The organism is Vampirovibrio chlorellavorus, assembly GCF_003149375.1.
GTDB classification, from domain to species: Bacteria; Cyanobacteriota; Vampirovibrionia; order Vampirovibrionales; family Vampirovibrionaceae; genus Vampirovibrio; species Vampirovibrio chlorellavorus_B.
The window spans coordinates 121,001-136,932 of the sequence record NZ_QFWH01000001.1 but is presented as its reverse complement, the minus strand read 5'-3'; the positions used below and the strand labels follow the sequence as shown (position 1 = coordinate 136,932).

The window sequence follows — 15,932 nt, the reverse complement described above, 5'->3', positions numbered from 1 at the left end:
CACTGTCATCTATGCGGAGGGCGCCGCAGGCTTGGTATCATCCGACAGGAAGCGACGCCCTTCAATCAGGACGGGCAAGCCACGGATCACGCAAAAGGCCACCGAAATATAGGTGCAACCCAGCCCCAACCCAGTGATGGGCGTGGCCACGTCCGGGGCAAAACCGGGGGTATGGCCCAGAATCATAAAGGCAAAAGCGGCCGCTTTGGCCACGGCGTAGGTGGTGCGGCTGAAGTTGGAACTAACCAGCAGCCAACCCAATTTGGACTGCTGCATGCTGGACTGCCCAAAGGCGGTAAAGCCTTGCTCCAGGGCCATAGAGCGCAAACCATCCACCACGATGCCCCGCACGATGACCACCAGCGGCACCCACAGGGGCAACCAGCCCAGGGCCAGAAAGGTGACCCAATACACCTGCTCCACAATGCGATCCCCCAGAATGTCAATGACCGCCCCCATCTTGGAGGTCTCATTGAATTTGCGGGCCAGATACCCATCCAGAGCGTCCATAGAGATGACCACGATGGTCAGCACAAAGCAGATCCAGTACATGGACTGGGTTTGGATGAACAACAAGCCCACGACCAGTAGGCCCAGCAGGGTACGAATGAGGGAAACCAAATTTGCCATGGCACTATTCTAACCCAGCCCTAGCCCTTGTCAAAGCCAGTGACGGCCCGGGCGCTTCTAGGCTGAAACTGGCGCGGGGTTGGCCAGACGTTGATACAACACCTTGTAGGCTTCGGCGCTGGGCTTCCAGCTGTGATCCGCTTCCATGCCACGGATGACCAGTTCCGACCACAGGGGGTTGTTGTGGTAATACTCTACAGCGGCCAGCACGTTTTCTTTCAGCTTGGCGGCGCTGTATTCGGCGAACTTAAAGCCATTCCCCCGGTGCGGCTGGTTGCGAACATCGGTAATGGTGTCCACCAAGCCACCCACGCCACGCACAATGGGCACCGTGCCGTAGCGCAAGGAAATCAACTGGCCCAAACCACAGGGCTCAAAAGCGCTGGGCATCACAAACATGTCGCTGGCCGCGTAAATCTTCTGGGCCATGGCCGTATTAAAGCCAATAAAACTGCGAATATTGCGGGCTTGGGCGTTTAAGGCCTTCAGCGCCTCTTCCATTTTCGGATCGCCGGTGCCCAGCAGCACCCACTGACAGTTGTGACCTTCGGCCTCCATGGCCTTCATGGTGGGTAAAATCAGATCCAGCCCTTTCTGATCGGCCAGACGCCCAATAAAGCCCAGCAATGGGGCTTGTGGGTCTATGGGCAGGCCCATTTCCACTTGCAGGGCCTCTTTGTTCTTGCCCTTGCCGTCGGCAAAGTTTCCGCGGTTGTAGTGCGCTGTGATAAACGCATCGGTTTCCGGGTTGTACAGGGTGGTGTCAATGCCGTTCAGGATGCCAGACACCTTGCCGGACACCTCCCGAATGACCGCATCCATACCTGCCCCGAACTCCGGGGTTTGAATCTCTTGCGCGTAAGTGGGAGAGACCGTGGTGATGGCATCGGCCTTGAGAATGCCTTCCTTCAGCCAGTTGATATCGCCGTACAAGCCCTGATAGTGCAGGTTGTGAATGGTCAGCACCGACTTTGTGCGGGAGAAATACTGATCGTAAGGCCGGATTTCAGCCAAGGTGGTGGCAATCGAGCCGGTGTGCCAGTCGTGGACGTGCAACACATCCGGGCGGTAGTGTACCCGGCGCAGCAACTCAAACACGGCCTGGTTGAACACCAGAAAGCCTTCCAGCTCCCATTCCGGCTGACCATATGGATAAACCTGCTTGCGGGCCCCGAACAAATCGAAGTTATCCACAAAGTAGACGGGTACGTCGCTGCGGGGCAGTACCCCCTGCCAAATGCTAATGGGGTATTTTTTACCGTGAAAATGAATGTCAAAGGCGATATCGGTTTTTTCCAGCCCGTGGGCCGCCGTGTCCACCAAACCGTACAACGGGGTAATAATCACCACCTGGGTGTCCTGTTGCTCGGCAATGGCCCTTGGCAAACTGCCAATCACATCCCCCAAGCCGCCCGCTTGAGAAAACGGCGCCACTTCCGCGGAACAGAATGCAATTTTCATGGTGGGATACCCCTGAATGAACACTAACAAGCTCGTTATATGCCAAACACATCCAAGGAGCTACTACCCAGCCGTAGACAATTAGCCGCCCTGGGGTGCCTCATCGGCGGTGACTGCCACTTTGGTGATGCCTGCGGTCTGGGCGGCGTCCATCACCCGGGTCAGGGATTCGTGGGTGGCTTCGGTATTGGTCTTGATAATCAGGCCGTCGGGCTTTTCGCCTTTCAGTTCCTTGAACTTGGTAATCAGGGCCATTGGGGAAACCCCAGCCCCGTCAATGGAGTACTGCCCGGAGGCGTCAATGGACAGCTGAATGGTCTTGGGCTCTTCCTTGGTGTCCTGAGAGGGGCCCACGGAAGGAACCGCCACTTTCAAGCCCTTGGTGTCCAGCATGGGGGCCACCACCATCATGATGATCAGCAGCACCAGAAAGATATCGGTCAGTGGGGTAATGTTGATTTCGTTGAAAACCTGTTTTCGTCCACCGCTTCGCATGATCTAGGCTCCTTCCTGCGTTAGGGGTCGCCCACCCATGGAGGTTTGCCGCAATTCTTCCTGGCGGGCCTCTTGCAACGGTTCCCCGGCCACCGTTACCTTGGTGAATCCGGCATCCCGGGCCGCTTCAAAGATCTTGAGGACCTGACCGCTTTTGGTGGCTTTGTCCGCCCGAATGATGATATTTTTCTCCGCCGGCTGCTCCGGGTTAGCCGCCGCGGACTCCACCGTGGCACTCCCGGCGGTGCTGACCAACTTGGCTTCTTCCGTTTTGAGCGTTTCCGTCAACTGATCCGGGTTGGCCTGCTGCCCCTGCACGTAAATCTGGCCGTCCTTGGCGATCTCGACAGTCAGCTTGTTCTGTTCGACAGGGGCTCCGCTTTGCAGGCTGGGCGGCTTAATATCCTTGCGGACTTGCTGCATCATGGGGGCTACCACCATCATGATGATCAGCAGCACCAAAAAGATATCGGTCAGCGGGGTAATGTTGATTTCGTTAAAAACCTGTTTGGAACCGGTTTTCATTCGTTCAGAATCCTAACTTGGCTTATTAGTAACCGGGTTGAGCCGGACGACGCTCCTGGGTACCCGCCACAGCCATTGGGTCACGCTCATCGGCAAAGCTCAGGAACAGCAGCTTCAGCAACTGGAAGTCGTCTTCGTAGCGGTTCACGATGCTTTGGAAGTAGTTGTTCAGGGCTACTGCCAGAATGGCCACGCCCAAACCGAAGGCGGTAGCGATCAGGGCGGAACCAATCCCGAACATGATTTCTGGAGCGCCGCTTTGGCCGCCCGCTTTGGACAAATCGCCAAAGGTAATCAGAATCCGCACAACGGTGCCAAACAAACCGAGGTAAGGGCAAATAGTGGCAATGGTTCCCAGGATGGGCAGGTTCTTCTCCAGCTTACGGGTGGCCAAAGAAGCGGTAATATCGTAGGAGCGCTCAAAGCTCTCCGGTTGTTCGGCCAGAACCCGAATGCCCTCTTCGGAGACTTCCCCGATGATGCCGCCCAACTGGGCGCTGAGCAACTGGGAATTTTCCAGGCTGCCCCGTTGTAACTCCCGTTGCAGACGGTGGATAAACTGCACCACGTCCCGGGAGTTCTTTTTGTAGAAGTAATGACGCTCAATGGTTACGGCCACGGTCAGAACGGAGCATACCAGGATTGGCAGCAAAACCATCCAGTCATTAGCAATGGCGAACCATAATAATTGAAAATCCATTAATCGGTATCTCCTCTTACCATTTCAAAGCCTGCTTCGGGTTCTTTGGGTTAAGAACATTATAATCAAACGCGAATTCTACCGGTAGTATGTCCTCCTTGAACTGGGGAGGAAGGGCTAGAAACGGCAGGGAAGCCACCACTGCCTGCTTGGCCGACTCATCCGCCTCAGTGTCCCCGGAAGACTTTTTCACATCGATTCTAATCACATTACCATCCCGAGCGATAAAAAGCATTAGGACGACTTTCCGACTTTCCGATCCGCGGGGGGGGACCCAGTTGCGCTTGATGCGACGCTCCAGGTCGGCCATAAAAGGGCCAAAGTCGATATCCTGCGCCACATCCACTCCCGGACTGGGAGAATTACCCGCCTGAGGATTGCCCATGGACGAGTTTCCAATATCGCTGCCAGAAAACTGACTCCCCTGAGAAGCAGGCTGAGCGGCCTGTCCGTTGGCAGCCGTGGCAGGAGGAGCTGTGGAACCTGAAACCGCCGAGGCATCGGAGGCAGGCTTCTCCTTGGAGGGAGTTTTAATGGTAGGCGTAACGGCAGGTTTTTCAGCGGTTTTCTGGGGATCGGGCGCCTTCTCGGCTAAAGGCTTTGGCTGAACCGCCGGTTGAGTCGACTGCGGCTTCACTGCGGGCTGTTGGGGCTTGGGCGGCTCCGACTTCTTGGCGGCTGCCTGCGGAGGTTCCTCAATGGCTTTCAGCGGCTGGCTTTTCTTGGGGGTGCCACCAGCCCGCTGATTGAAATTCCCCTTGAACTTGGGCTTATCAGGGCGGGTGGCCTTGGTGTCCTGTACCAGGGTAAATTCCAGATCCGGCTTTTGATGGGACTGGAACAAATCCCAGAAGTTGAAATGCAACAACCACGAGAGTAGCCACAATAAGGCCAAGGTCACCACCGTTAACACCACTGGCCCCACCACATGCAACAACGCGGACAGGCTGGTGGCCCGGCTCAGGGGCAGGCTGTCCAGCTCGGTGTGTATGGTTCCCACCCGGCTGACGCCTTTCTGAAAGCGTGCCTGAAGGTCTTCTACCGTGATGTTGGGGCCGGGGCGTTTTGCCCAACTGGCCTTTTTGCCAGCACCCTCGGATGCTTCCCTGTGTGTGGAAAGGTGGGGGGCTGGTTTTTCAGACTGAGACATAGTTTAACCGGCCTCTTCATGGCGCTTGAGTGGAGGGAAACGGACACCCGTTGGCGGGATATGCAATTCAATAAATCATAAGAAACCAGACCACCTCCAAAATTGCGGATCGCAGGTCTTGATGCCGTGATTCACTGAATTCAGCCAGTTTAGTAACCGTAATTCTGGTAAGGTTGGGGATTTTGGGGTGAATTATTGGGCCCATAATACTGAAAGCCCGAATCCGGCTGAGACTGAGGCTGATTGTAGCCGGGTGCGCCCATGGCGCCCGGTGAGGTGGTTAAAGGCTGATCCAGCACGATGTTGAGGGGTTGGCCGGATTCCACCACGGCAGGTCTTCCCTTTTGAACGGCAGAGCCCAAAGCCCCCATCCCGGCACCCAGAGCGGTTCCGTATATAGCGCCTCGGCCCACGCCGCCACCAGACAAGGGTCCCATAGCGGTTCCCAGGGCAGCGCCCAGGCCAGCACCCACACCGGTGGTCACCGCGGCCCGACCCAGACGGCCTGCGGTAGAGCCGCCTCTGATAATGCCGGTGCCATCTTCGGTTTGAATACGGGCGGATAAAGGAATCCGTTGTCCGTTGGGCAAAATGGCTGAGGTGAACCGAATGTCCAGCTCTCCGTTTTTACCGGCCCGGCCAGCGGGTTTGACCATCACCACTTGCCCTTCCATCTGGCTTCCGGCGGGCAGGATAATATTGGAGCCCGACGCGATGGGAGAGCCTAATGTGGCGTTAAAACGATCGCCTACACGGGCAAAGTCACTGGAAACAGGGCTGCTGAGCGTGGCAGAAACCACGGTGCCGGGAGGGGCGGTCACCACGTAGCCTTGCAAGGGTGGTTGCTGATACGATTGCCCGCCATACGGGGTGGTTGAATACTGGGACTGATTTTGTCCGTAAGTCTGGTATCCGCCATTGGCGTTGTTATAAGTATTGTTGTAGGAAGGATAACCGCCCGGTTGGTAGCCCCCGCCTTGCATGGGCGGTAAACTCTGGCTGATTTGGGCCACGGGTTGCGAGTAGGCCGGAGAATAATCGACGGGTGACGCGGCCATGACCAGGCCGGGCATCAGCATACCCAACGCTATGGAAGCCGCAATCTGACAAGATGCTTTCACCGAATAATCTCCTTTTTACTTAGCCACAGATGGGGAATGGCGCTTGTATGCAATGGGCCCAAACTATTTTATTCATGACTTGCAGCAGCGCAAGAATGTTCCAATTATACAACTCCTAAAGTAGGCACATTGGCAAGAAGTTTGGCATAATGCTACCAGGAGCATCCAGAGTATTTTATAGAGTGACAGGACCCATTGGCCAATGACCGCACTGCCACCCACAGCGTTTGACAATCTGATGCAACAGCTCAGTGGATTGCCCTTGTGGGTTAAGCAGGTTATCTATACCCAGCTTCGTCATGAACTGGAAGCCACCCTCTCCAAGCCCACGCTGGAAGCCTTTGGCCCAGAGCATACCTTGCAACTGTGGATCCCTGAAATCACCCGGCAGGGTTTGGTCGAGCTGGAAAAGCACAGTGGCCATGTTCCTCAAAGCATTCTGAAAATCCTGCACCTGTCCCGGTTTAAAAAGAATGTGCTGAGTATCACCATTCTTAACAACTGGACGCTGGAGCAAACCGCCATTTTTCTACTGGAAGCCATTGCCAAGGAATTGCTTTCCCCGCCCCGCTCCATGGTCATTTCCGGCACCATTGACTATCTGGCCGGTCGTACCCGGTTGGGAGAATATCTGGTCAAAATCAACCGCCTCAACATTCAGCAGCTGGATCAGGCCCTGCGTACCCAGCAGGCCATCGCGGAAGCCATGGGGGAGCGCACCGGGATTGCCAATGTCCTGATCAATCTGGGCTATATCAAAAAGGAAGACAGTGAAGCCATTTTGTTTTTGAAGGAAGAGAGCAAAAAGCCGTTTACGGGGCTACCCAATGTACTGCCCGGTGGAGGGAACGAGGCCGTGGCCCGACTTCAGGGGCAATTGACCCAGGCCATGCAGCGCATCAAGGATTTGGAAACCCTGAACTATCAGCTGCAAAAAAAGGGCTGAACAACAGGGTTTGTGTTCTTTTTCCCTGATTACAGGATGGCGATAGCACAAAAAGCATCGTCCTTGTTTTTATGCTGATACGGGATGTGTTTAGGGACTTAGTAGGGATATATTGCCAATTACGGGACATTAGGGAAGTTCATAGTCTAACCATTTCACGACTGGGACACACTTAGGGGGATTATTAGTTATGGGACTTGGGGCAAGCCAGGCGCGGCTATTAATGCTGACCGCGCGAAAATCCGATACGGAATTGCAGTTGCAAATGGTCAATCAGGCCAGAATGCAGATTTCCAATATGGTGTCCGCCTTGTTCGGTCGTCAGGTAAACCTGGAGCCGGATAGCGCTGATTCCAAGCGTTTGCAATCCACCATTTCCGCCATTCAGGAGCGGGATAAAGCATTGGAGCTGGAATCCAAGCGACTGGATACCCAACACCAGGCGGTTCAAACCGAGATTGACTCTGTTCAGAAAGTCATCTCCAAAAACATTGACAGTAGCTTTAAATTAATGGGCTAAGGGTCGGCTCTATCAGGCTGGTGACTTTCCTTGCCAGTTCAAGGTCAGGATGGCCCCGATCCTTTGGGTTCGCAGTGTGGCTCGTCCGGTTCGTGGCCGCTTGCAGGTGCATTGTTTCATGCGCCATATTGGTGCTTCTTCCCAATCCAGCGTCATTGGTCGTTTAAAACAAGTGCAATTTTGGGGTATTTAAAGAGACAGTCCCAACTGCTTCAAGATCGCATCAATTTTGGCCCAGTTTTCTTGTCCCTGTTGCTCAAACCCACAGCCGGGATGATAAATGGTGTTTTTATGGGGAAATGGATACATGCGGCAACCCACCGGTCGATCCTCATGCACCCCGCAGCGACCGTCCGCTAACACGTATTTGCACTTGAAAAAAGACACCTGATCCGGGTCCTGTCCCTTGGACCGGGCTGCTGTGCGCACCTTGTCCACAAATTCGGACGCAATTTCCCGGACCTGGGTCTGACTCTCATAGGGTAAAAAGACCGAGGCAAAATCCCGGGCCGATTCATGCCCTTCAGCTTCCGGGTTGGCCGCCAGCGCCAGAATCTCCTCATAGGACAAAGAGCCCTTGAAGGTGGCCACCCGACAACATTGCCCCCGCTGCTTGCACAGATGCTGGGGCAGTTTCATCAACTGTTCCACCTGATGGGCCAACCCCAACGGAGAGGGCAACGCGGAGGATGGCTGGGGTGGGCTCTGTTCACTCATGGTCATTTACCAGTAATGGGAGCCGAACATTTTCCAGGGCTTGATTTTTTCCAGCACCAGGGCGTTCAGATCGGCCAACGTGGTTTCGGGGCGAACCGGATGATGCACCCCATCCGGGGAAAGCTGCTCCATAATGTAGGCGCTGGTTTTCAAATCCCGAATCATGCGCTTCTGCTTTTCCCGCTGCTCAAATTGCCAGCCCTCAAAGCCGCAACCCGGCGGCATCACCGACCAGCCGTGACCCGGTGCCTCCCGGCAGCAACGGGGACGGCGCTCATAAATGGTACACAAACCCTCCGGGCTGACGTAACGGCAATGGTAGAAGGTCACCTCATTGACATCCATATCCTCCCGGTCGGCCACCGCCTTGAGTACCTGCTCCACCTGCTCCGGTTCCACCTGGCGGGCATCCTCAATGGAGTCATACGGCTCAAACACTTCCAGAAAGTCGATGGCCTCTTTATCACCGGCTTCCACCAGTGCTTTTAATTTTTTATAAGAATGAAAGGTGGTGGCAGAGCGGCAGCAGCGACCACATTTATGGCACAAATCGGGCAGACTGGGTGATTCCGCTTTTAAGTCGTCTGCGGTGCCATAGTAATTCAGGTCAAACATGGAATCAGCCTCAACTTACATCCGATTCACCGGGCCCAAAGCGAACCTGTTTCCTTCATCGGCACATCCCGAAGAATCTTTAAAAATCATAGCGTACAATTCCCTCCCGGAGCGATCGGGCTTTCCTAACGGAAAACCGAAGTCCCACCCGTCGGTCAGACTTCGGTTTTTCAGATCCCAAAAGAATGAGGGTGAAGGCCGCTTCGCCCAGAATATAAAGCGCTGTTCAACAGTCCCGCTAGACAGTCCCAAAGGTTCGATCGCCCGCATCGCCCAAGCCGGGCACAATGTAGGCCTTGTCGTTCAACCGCTCATCCACCGCGCCAGTGAAAATCTGGATGCCCGGATGCTGTTCGGTCAGATGCTGAATGCCTTCCGGGGCGGCAATAATGCTGACAAAGCGAATGTTCGAGGCCTTGGTACCCAATTTCTTGATAATATCCACGGCAGCCACCGCTGATCCGCCGGTGGCCAGCATGGGGTCCAGTACAAAAATCTGGGCCACGCTGTAGTCAATGGTGGAGGGCAGTTTGTTGTAGTAGGTCACCGGCTTGAAGGTCTCTTCATCCCGGTACAGGCCGATGTGGTACACGCTGGCCGAAGGCAAAATATCAATGGCCAATTCGGATAAAATCAGGCCCGCCCGCAGAATGGGGGCAATTAAAATGGGCACATCGGGGGACAGAATTTTGCATTCGGCCTTGGTAATGGGGGTTTCCACGATGGTTTTGGCCGTGGGCAGGCTGGCCGTGGCATCCATGAAAATCAGTTTGCCCAAACGGGTCATGGTGGCTCTAAATTGCTCGGTCGAGGTGTTTTTATCTCGCAGGATACTGAGGTTATGCTGCACCAACGGGTGATTGGAAACATTGACAGCGGGGTGGACGGTGGCGGTCATGGAAAGCTCCTGATGGCGATTGCTTGGACAAGGTAGTTTTTCATAGTAGCAAAAAGCCTGCCGCCACGGAACGGCCAAGATCTCAAAACGAATGTTCTCACAACACAGGGGCAACACCCTGGCTTGAGGGGATTTATTACAACAACCCCAATCAAAGGCAGACCGCAGACCCATGGGCAGCATCCCCATCCCCCCTACGCCTCGCTATACCCCGTCCCTCCCTCTGCCACCTTACCCACAGGGCAAGCCCGCTGTGACCATGGGTGTAGCGGCCGGGCTTGCCCCCCTTAGCGCCTATCAGCAGGCAGGGCTTGTCGCCCACACCGTTCAGGATCAGGCCATATTACAGCAGTCCCTGATTCTACTGGGGCAGGTGCGTCACTTGCCGGGTGATGATGCGTATCTGAGGGGCATGGGCGTTTGGCCGGTCTTTCAGAATGGTCAGCAGGCCTTGCAGACCATTCTGCAAAAAGGGATTCGGGTGGAATTTGGGGACATGGGCGACAGCCCAGCCCACGCCCAGTGGATAGCCGAGCAAAACCGCATCATGATTAACCAGCGCTACCGGGGCGATAGCAGTCCGGCCACGCGGTATGCCATTTCTGAGGCCCTTTACCACGAGGCTGGACACGCCGCCGGAAACGGGGATGACCAGTCCTCCATTCAGGAAGAGCTGAACTGTCTGGCCCTGAATACGCTGGCACACCGCTACCACCGGGCCATTAATCCGTATTACGGGCAAACGGCCACCCACAGTCCCCTGCTTTCCGATGGGGTGGCCCTGTACGCCCAACTATTTTTTGATTCAGACCCCCAAAAGCGGGCCCTCATTCGGCGGGTGGTGCAAAAATATGGCGATCTGCCTCTGGAAAGCCCGGGTCATCCGGTGCCCTATCTGGGGCCGGGAATGGCTTGGGCGCCTCGCTCAACAGGCCCCATGAACGTCCCGACTCCGCTGGCTCAACAAATTAAAACGGCTTACTGGCTGCAACAGGCATCGCCGCCCATTCGTCCCATCATCCCCGTCACGCAGGCTTTACAGCCCGCCATCTTCCCCGCATTATAGTCGGGTTCCCTAAACGCAGTCGGACTCAGGAGGGAGACTTTATGGCTGAAAATTGCCTGTTTTGCAACATGGTGGCCGGGGCCATTCCCTGCCAAAAAGCGGGAGAGAATGATCAGGTGCTGGCCTTTCACGATATTCATCCCCAAGCGCCTACCCATATTCTGGTGATCCCAAAAACCCACACTCCCAGCCTCTCGGAAACCGAAGATGCAACCCTGCTGGGAGCGTTAATGGCGGGTGTTCGGCAAGTGGCTACCGAGCAGGGCCTGACGGACTATCGGCTGGTGATTAACAATGGCCCCCAAGCCGGACAAACCGTCTTTCACCTGCATGCCCATATATTGGCCGGTCGCCCCCTGCACTGGCCGCCGGGCTGAGCGGAAATTGTGCGACATTAAAGTCCGGGGATGCCGGGATGTTCTTCCCTAGCTCAACGGATTGTAATGACTTTTTTTCTATGTTACCCTCACAAGACATTAAAAATTTAACGCCTATTTGAAAGCGGGGTGAAATCCGAAATGGCAGAAGTCCAGGTACAACCTGGTGAAAGTATTGAAAGCGCACTGAAACGGTTCAAAAAGAAAATTCAGAAAGCGGGCATCCTGTCCGAAATCAAACGGCGGGAGCATTACTTGAAACCCAGCGTCAAAAAGAAAAGAAAAGCCGAGTCCGCCCGTAAGCGTAAAAGCTAGTTTTTTCTCACTCGACTAAAATTTAAAAAGCCTCTCCAACACTTTGTTAGAGGGGCTTTTTAGTGTTTTTCAACAGCTTCTGGCCCGATATCTCAGGCACGGCGCGCAGAGGGCTTAAAACAGCAGTTTGAACAGGGTAAAGTGTCCGTTGAATTTCTTGGTCAGGACTTTCAGGTTTCGGGCCGCTTCCCGGGTATCATTCAAAATGGCGTCCACCTGCTTATCTTCATCATCCGTCAGGGCATCGACATTGTTCAGCACGGTGTTCAACCGGGTCAGGGAGCTATCCAGCTTGGCCGTAATGCTATCCACCCGGTTTTGCAGATCGGTGTCCTGCGCGGTTTTGCGCAGGGTCATCATTAACTGGCTGGCGTTTTTAGAGGTGTCTCGCGTGGCGTAGAGCGTTTCCTTCAGGGCCGGATCGTTAAGCAGTTGCTTCATGGCGTTGGAGGACTCCCGAAGCGACGCAATGGTGGAGCCCAGCTCACTTTTTAATTTTGGATCGCCAATAATGTGGTTGATGTTGGTGCTGACATCCGATACATTCTGGGCCAGCTGCTCACTGACTCCCACCAGCCGATCCAGATCTACCCGGGTGGTCTGGAACAGGGCGTTGGCCGTGTTCATGACTTCATGGGCCTGGGCGGTCAGGACTTCCGTATTTTTAACGGTGCTGTGCAGGCTTTCAATGGTCTCATCGGATAAAAGCTCGTTAATTTTCTCGTTGGTCAAGCGCAGGGCTTCCGCGGAATCCATCTGGATTTCAAGGAACCGCTTCAGACGCAGGGGCTCTTCCACCGTGAATTGCAGGTTTTTATCCGGTACCTGGGCCAAATAGGGCTCCTTGGGCAAGATGCGCAGGTAGTACTGCCCGTTTTTATCCAGCGTCAGTTCAAACAGGGGATCTTCCGGCATGACGGCCCCCGGCAGAGTGACCCTGTAAAACAGGCGATGACGCACCAGATTGCCATCCCGGGTCTGCTCGATGTTTTCCACCGTACCCACCCGGATATAACCTTTTTCATAGAGGAACTTGACCGGAATGCCTGCGTTAATGGCCTTGGCAGGCTCCTTGAACGTGGTCAGGGTCACTTCTCGCAACCGAGGGGGGGTAATTTCCAGAAATTGCTCACCAATCAGACCGGATTGCTCGATAGAGAGCATGGAGCCTCTGGGGATTTGGACGCCCAGGTTTTTATTCAGCCGAAAAGCCACCTGCACCCCATATTCACCATCACGCTTGGCCGCCTTGACCGATTCCACAAAGCCCACCCGAATGCCCATCATCTGCACCGGGGCGCCTTCCTTCATCCCATTCACATCCTCAAACCATTCCGTGCGAAGCTCGCCGCTGTCCAGGCCCCGTCCGCGCAGCCAAATCAAGGAAATCACCAGTAATGTAATGCTGACTAAGGTTAATAAGCCTACCTTGACTGTGGATGTTCTTTGTCGGTTTGCCGTATTCATTGCAAGCTGTGTCGCTCTATCTTCAATGTTGAATGGAAATGCGTGGAAAAGCCACGCTTCAGCATATTATACTGCAGCCAAGGGAAACCGTCAGATGCGACTTGGCTAGCAGCCGCATTACTCCTGGTCGGTCATGGGGCCTTCCAGGCTGGCCTGAGAGAACTGGCGGGCATAGGGATTCCGGGAGCGGAACAACTCCTGCGGGGTGCCCTCCCAGCAAATTTCGCCATCATGCAGCAAAATAAGGCGGTCGGTGCGATGGATGGTGGAAAACTGGTGGGTTACCACCACACTGGCCGCACTCAGGTCATCCCGCAGCTTGCGAATATAGTCCTCAATCACGGTGGATGCAATGGGGTCCAATCCCGCCGTGGGCTCATCGTACAAAATAATCCGCGGACGACTGACAATGGCCCGGGCAAAGCTGACCCGCTTCTGCATGCCGCCCGATAATTCGTTGGGATAGCGGTTCTCAATTCCTTCCAGCCCAACCATTTGCAGTTTTTCAGCCACAATGGCCTTGATTTCCTGCTGCGAATACTTTCGATGCTCTCGATTGCTTTGAATGAGGGCTTTTTCATAATCCCGATCGGGGCGCTCCAGCAGTGAAAAGGCCACGTTCTCAAAAACGTTCAGGGAGTCAAACAGGGCCGAGTACTGGAATACCAGGCTGTAGTTCGGGTCAGATAGCTCTACGGAGCCGCTGTCTGGTGTTTCCAGATTGCTGATGATCTTGAGCAGGGTGCTTTTCCCACAGCCACTGATGCCGATAATGCCCAGGGTTTCGTGGGCCCGGACCTCAAAACTGATGTCCTTCAGCACCACCTTGTTGCCGTAGGACTTGCGCACGTTACTGACCCGGATTAACACATCATCCGAGGAAGGGGAAATTGGTGGCTGCTGGCTGACTGCCTCATCCGACATGATTATTTGGTTCCATAAATTAAAAAGGTCAGGACATAATCGAAAATGGCCATTAATACAAATGACCATACCACAGCCCGGGTGGTGGCCACTCCCACTTCGCGGGAGCCTCCCGTGGTGTTGATGCCAATGGTGGTGGCCATGGAGAAAACAATAAAGCCAAAAACAGACGATTTCAGCATCATGGCGATAATATCCCGCAATTCAATCTGATGCCAGACCGAATCCAGATACTTGCCATAACTCAAATCGGCCACCAGACTGGCGATGATCATGCCGCCCGCAATACCGGCCACCGCGGTAATCACCGTCATGAGCGGCAGGGCCACAATACCCGCCAGCACCCGGGGCATCACCAGATAGCGGATGGGATTGACGTGCAACACCCGGAGGGCACTGACCTGGTTGGTAATCTGCATGGTGCTTAACTCGGCGGCGTAAGCGGAACCGGCCATGGCGATCACGGAAAAGGAGGTCATAATGGGGGCCAATTCCCGAATCATGGCCAGAGAAACCAAAGCGCCCACATAGTCCGCCGCGCCTTGGCGAACCATTTCCTTGGAAATTTGCAGAGAAATAACCATCCCGGAGAAAACCACCATAATCAGGGAAATCCCAATGGTATCGATGCCCACAAAGGCCAGCTGCTGTACAAACTGCTTGAAGCCAAACCGTCCGGTGAGGAAGAATCCGCCAATTTCCCGGGCGTTGTAAACGGCCGTGCCCAGGGTGTCCAGAAACACGCTCCACTCTCGACCCATCGCCGTTAAGGCGCGACGGGTGAACGGAAATAATCGGAGTTTTTCTGGCTGAGGTTTGGTCATCATTCTATTTTAGCGTGTTTTCCCCGTCGAATCAGCAGAGCGACCCGGCCTGTCCTTCCGGTTCAGGGCCCTGTCAGCCCGGAGATCCACTTATCCAGTAATACCAGCGCAAAAACCGCCATGCTGATTCGCCCGTTGATGGTGAAAAAGGCCTCATTGACCTTCTCCAGCCGAATCGGATTTTGGGCGTCCCCGCGAATCAGGCGATGTTCGTAGATCAACATACCGGCAGTCAAGGCAATGGCCACCCAGAATAGTGGCCCCACCGCATAGCCCAGGGCGAAACCAACCAGTAAGGCCACCGTTAAGCTGTGAAAAATCCGGCTCAGGCGCAAGGCTCCGGTCAATCCCAAGGCCACCGGGATGCTTTTCAACCCGGCCTCTTTATCAAACTCGTAATCCTGACAGGCGTATATCACATCAAAGCCAGCCACCCAAAAAACCACCGCAAAGCCGAACACCACAGGTTGCCAGGCAAGGGCCCCGGTCACCGCCAGCCAGCCTCCTACCGCTGAAGAGCCCAAGGCCACCCCCAAGACCAAATGGGCCAGGGGCGAAAATAGCTTCATATAGGAGTAAAGGGTCAAAATGGCGAAAGCCACTGGCAGCAACAGGCGACAAATCAGCGGTAGTTGCCAGGCCGCGCCTATGAACAGGAGGGCGGAGGCAAAAACCAACAGCCACGCCTCCCGTGCTTTTACCCGCCCGGCCGGAATGGAACGGTTTTGGGTGCGTGGATTCTGGCCATCAATAGGGGCGTCAATCAACCGATTCAGGCCCATGGCGTAAGTGCGGCCACCCACCATGCACAGCACCACCCATAAAACCGTCCAGGGGGAAGGCCATTGGGAATCGGGCACCGCCAAGAGCATGGCGGACAAGGCAAAGGGCAAGGCAAATACGGTATGCTCAAACTTGACCAGTTCGGCGTATTCCGCCAAACGAGCCCCAAGTGTGGACTTTGAAAGACCGCTTGCCATAAGCAGCACCATTTCCTGATTGCTTGATGTAAAATGCTGACTGGTAACTATTGACGCATAAATGTAGCCTGCTTGAAAAGAAAGCCATTCCTAAATCACGAAACCAAGTGAAAGTTTAAAAATTGCCGGTTAAAAAACGCAGAACTAAAACACAAGAACGAAAACAAAAAAGCTGAAACAAAAACGTTAAAAGGCAGCGTT

Annotated in this window: 19 protein-coding genes; 5 read left to right on the top strand and 14 right to left on the bottom strand. The window is 54.7% G+C overall.

Translation table 11 applies throughout. The annotated features are described in order from the left end of the window. Positions 1–9 precede the first annotated feature (9 nt). From DF283_RS00730 to DF283_RS00700, 7 genes are all read right to left on the bottom strand, one after another. Complete coding sequence (locus tag DF283_RS00730; RefSeq protein ID WP_303672668.1) at positions 10–630, bottom strand: CDP-alcohol phosphatidyltransferase family protein; 621 nt, start codon at positions 628–630, stop codon at positions 10–12. Positions 631–687: 57 nt separating this feature from the next. Continuing rightward, complete coding sequence (locus DF283_RS00725; protein ID WP_303672667.1) at positions 688–2,091, bottom strand: glycogen synthase; 1,404 nt, start codon at positions 2,089–2,091, stop codon at positions 688–690. An 81-nt stretch (positions 2,092–2,172) separates the two neighbouring features. After that, positions 2,173–2,586: an ExbD/TolR family protein gene (locus DF283_RS00720; RefSeq protein ID WP_303672666.1), complete on the bottom strand. Its 414-nt coding sequence runs from the start codon at positions 2,584–2,586 to the stop codon at positions 2,173–2,175. Between the two features lie 3 nt (positions 2,587–2,589). Beyond that, on the bottom strand, positions 2,590–3,111 hold the full coding sequence (locus DF283_RS00715) for an ExbD/TolR family protein (protein WP_303672665.1): 522 nt from the start codon (positions 3,109–3,111) through the stop codon (positions 2,590–2,592). Between the two features lie 25 nt (positions 3,112–3,136). Then, complete coding sequence (locus DF283_RS00710) at positions 3,137–3,811, bottom strand: MotA/TolQ/ExbB proton channel family protein (RefSeq protein ID WP_303672664.1); 675 nt, start codon at positions 3,809–3,811, stop codon at positions 3,137–3,139. A gap of 16 nt (positions 3,812–3,827) precedes the next feature. Next, positions 3,828–4,961 carry a TonB C-terminal domain-containing protein gene (locus DF283_RS00705; protein ID WP_303672663.1) on the bottom strand — a complete coding sequence of 378 codons (1,134 nt, stop codon included), beginning with the start codon at positions 4,959–4,961 and terminating at the stop codon, positions 3,828–3,830. Between the two features lie 149 nt (positions 4,962–5,110). After that, positions 5,111–6,082 (bottom strand): TraB/TrbI/VirB10 family type IV secretion system protein, encoded by a 972-nt coding sequence (locus DF283_RS00700; protein WP_303672662.1) that lies wholly within the window; start codon positions 6,080–6,082, stop codon positions 5,111–5,113. Between the two features lie 202 nt (positions 6,083–6,284). Here DF283_RS00700 and DF283_RS00695 point away from each other — a divergent pair, with 202 nt between their 5' ends. Together DF283_RS00695 and DF283_RS00690 are read left to right on the top strand one after the other, a co-directional pair. Continuing rightward, entirely contained in the window at positions 6,285–7,028 is a 744-nt protein-coding gene (locus DF283_RS00695) for a hypothetical protein (protein WP_303672661.1), read from the top strand. Between the two features lie 223 nt (positions 7,029–7,251). After that, positions 7,252–7,548 (top strand): hypothetical protein, encoded by a 297-nt coding sequence (locus DF283_RS00690; protein WP_303672660.1) that lies wholly within the window; start codon positions 7,252–7,254, stop codon positions 7,546–7,548. A gap of 189 nt (positions 7,549–7,737) precedes the next feature. Here the strand turns inward: DF283_RS00690 and DF283_RS00685 are convergent, their stop codons facing one another. The 3 genes from DF283_RS00685 to upp all read right to left on the bottom strand — a co-directional run bounded on the left by DF283_RS00685 (position 7,738) and on the right by upp (position 9,778). Next, positions 7,738–8,265 carry a YkgJ family cysteine cluster protein gene (locus DF283_RS00685; RefSeq protein WP_303672659.1) on the bottom strand — a complete coding sequence of 176 codons (528 nt, stop codon included), beginning with the start codon at positions 8,263–8,265 and terminating at the stop codon, positions 7,738–7,740. A gap of 6 nt (positions 8,266–8,271) precedes the next feature. After that, the gene (locus DF283_RS00680) at positions 8,272–8,880 is read right to left on the bottom strand and encodes a YkgJ family cysteine cluster protein (RefSeq protein ID WP_303672658.1); all 609 of its coding nucleotides are present in this window, start codon (positions 8,878–8,880) and stop codon (positions 8,272–8,274) included. Between the two features lie 238 nt (positions 8,881–9,118). Further along, positions 9,119–9,778, bottom strand: coding sequence for a uracil phosphoribosyltransferase (gene upp, locus DF283_RS00675; protein WP_303672657.1), 660 nt, complete (start codon positions 9,776–9,778; stop codon positions 9,119–9,121). A 172-nt stretch (positions 9,779–9,950) separates the two neighbouring features. On the opposite strand from upp, the gene DF283_RS00670 reads away from it, so the two are divergent. The 3 genes from DF283_RS00670 to rpsU all read left to right on the top strand — a co-directional run bounded on the left by DF283_RS00670 (position 9,951) and on the right by rpsU (position 11,536). Next, the gene (locus DF283_RS00670; RefSeq protein WP_303672656.1) at positions 9,951–10,844 is read left to right on the top strand and encodes a hypothetical protein; all 894 of its coding nucleotides are present in this window, start codon (positions 9,951–9,953) and stop codon (positions 10,842–10,844) included. Between the two features lie 41 nt (positions 10,845–10,885). After that, positions 10,886–11,221 carry a histidine triad nucleotide-binding protein gene (locus tag DF283_RS00665; protein WP_303672655.1) on the top strand — a complete coding sequence of 112 codons (336 nt, stop codon included), beginning with the start codon at positions 10,886–10,888 and terminating at the stop codon, positions 11,219–11,221. 141 nt (positions 11,222–11,362) lie between these two features. Next, positions 11,363–11,536 carry a 30S ribosomal protein S21 gene (rpsU, locus tag DF283_RS00660; RefSeq protein ID WP_303672654.1) on the top strand — a complete coding sequence of 58 codons (174 nt, stop codon included), beginning with the start codon at positions 11,363–11,365 and terminating at the stop codon, positions 11,534–11,536. 114 nt (positions 11,537–11,650) lie between these two features. Here the strand turns inward: rpsU and DF283_RS00655 are convergent, their stop codons facing one another. The 4 genes from DF283_RS00655 to DF283_RS00640 all read right to left on the bottom strand — a co-directional run bounded on the left by DF283_RS00655 (position 11,651) and on the right by DF283_RS00640 (position 15,731). Continuing rightward, the gene (locus tag DF283_RS00655) at positions 11,651–13,003 is read right to left on the bottom strand and encodes an MlaD family protein (RefSeq protein ID WP_303672653.1); all 1,353 of its coding nucleotides are present in this window, start codon (positions 13,001–13,003) and stop codon (positions 11,651–11,653) included. 117 nt (positions 13,004–13,120) lie between these two features. Then, the gene (locus DF283_RS00650; RefSeq protein WP_303672652.1) at positions 13,121–13,927 is read right to left on the bottom strand and encodes an ABC transporter ATP-binding protein; all 807 of its coding nucleotides are present in this window, start codon (positions 13,925–13,927) and stop codon (positions 13,121–13,123) included. Between the two features lie 2 nt (positions 13,928–13,929). Next, a complete protein-coding gene (locus tag DF283_RS00645; protein ID WP_303672651.1) occupies positions 13,930–14,754 on the bottom strand; it encodes an MlaE family ABC transporter permease in 825 nt (274 codons plus the stop codon). Between the two features lie 59 nt (positions 14,755–14,813). Beyond that, the gene (locus DF283_RS00640) at positions 14,814–15,731 is read right to left on the bottom strand and encodes a UbiA-like polyprenyltransferase (protein ID WP_303672650.1); all 918 of its coding nucleotides are present in this window, start codon (positions 15,729–15,731) and stop codon (positions 14,814–14,816) included. Positions 15,732–15,932 lie beyond the last annotated feature (201 nt).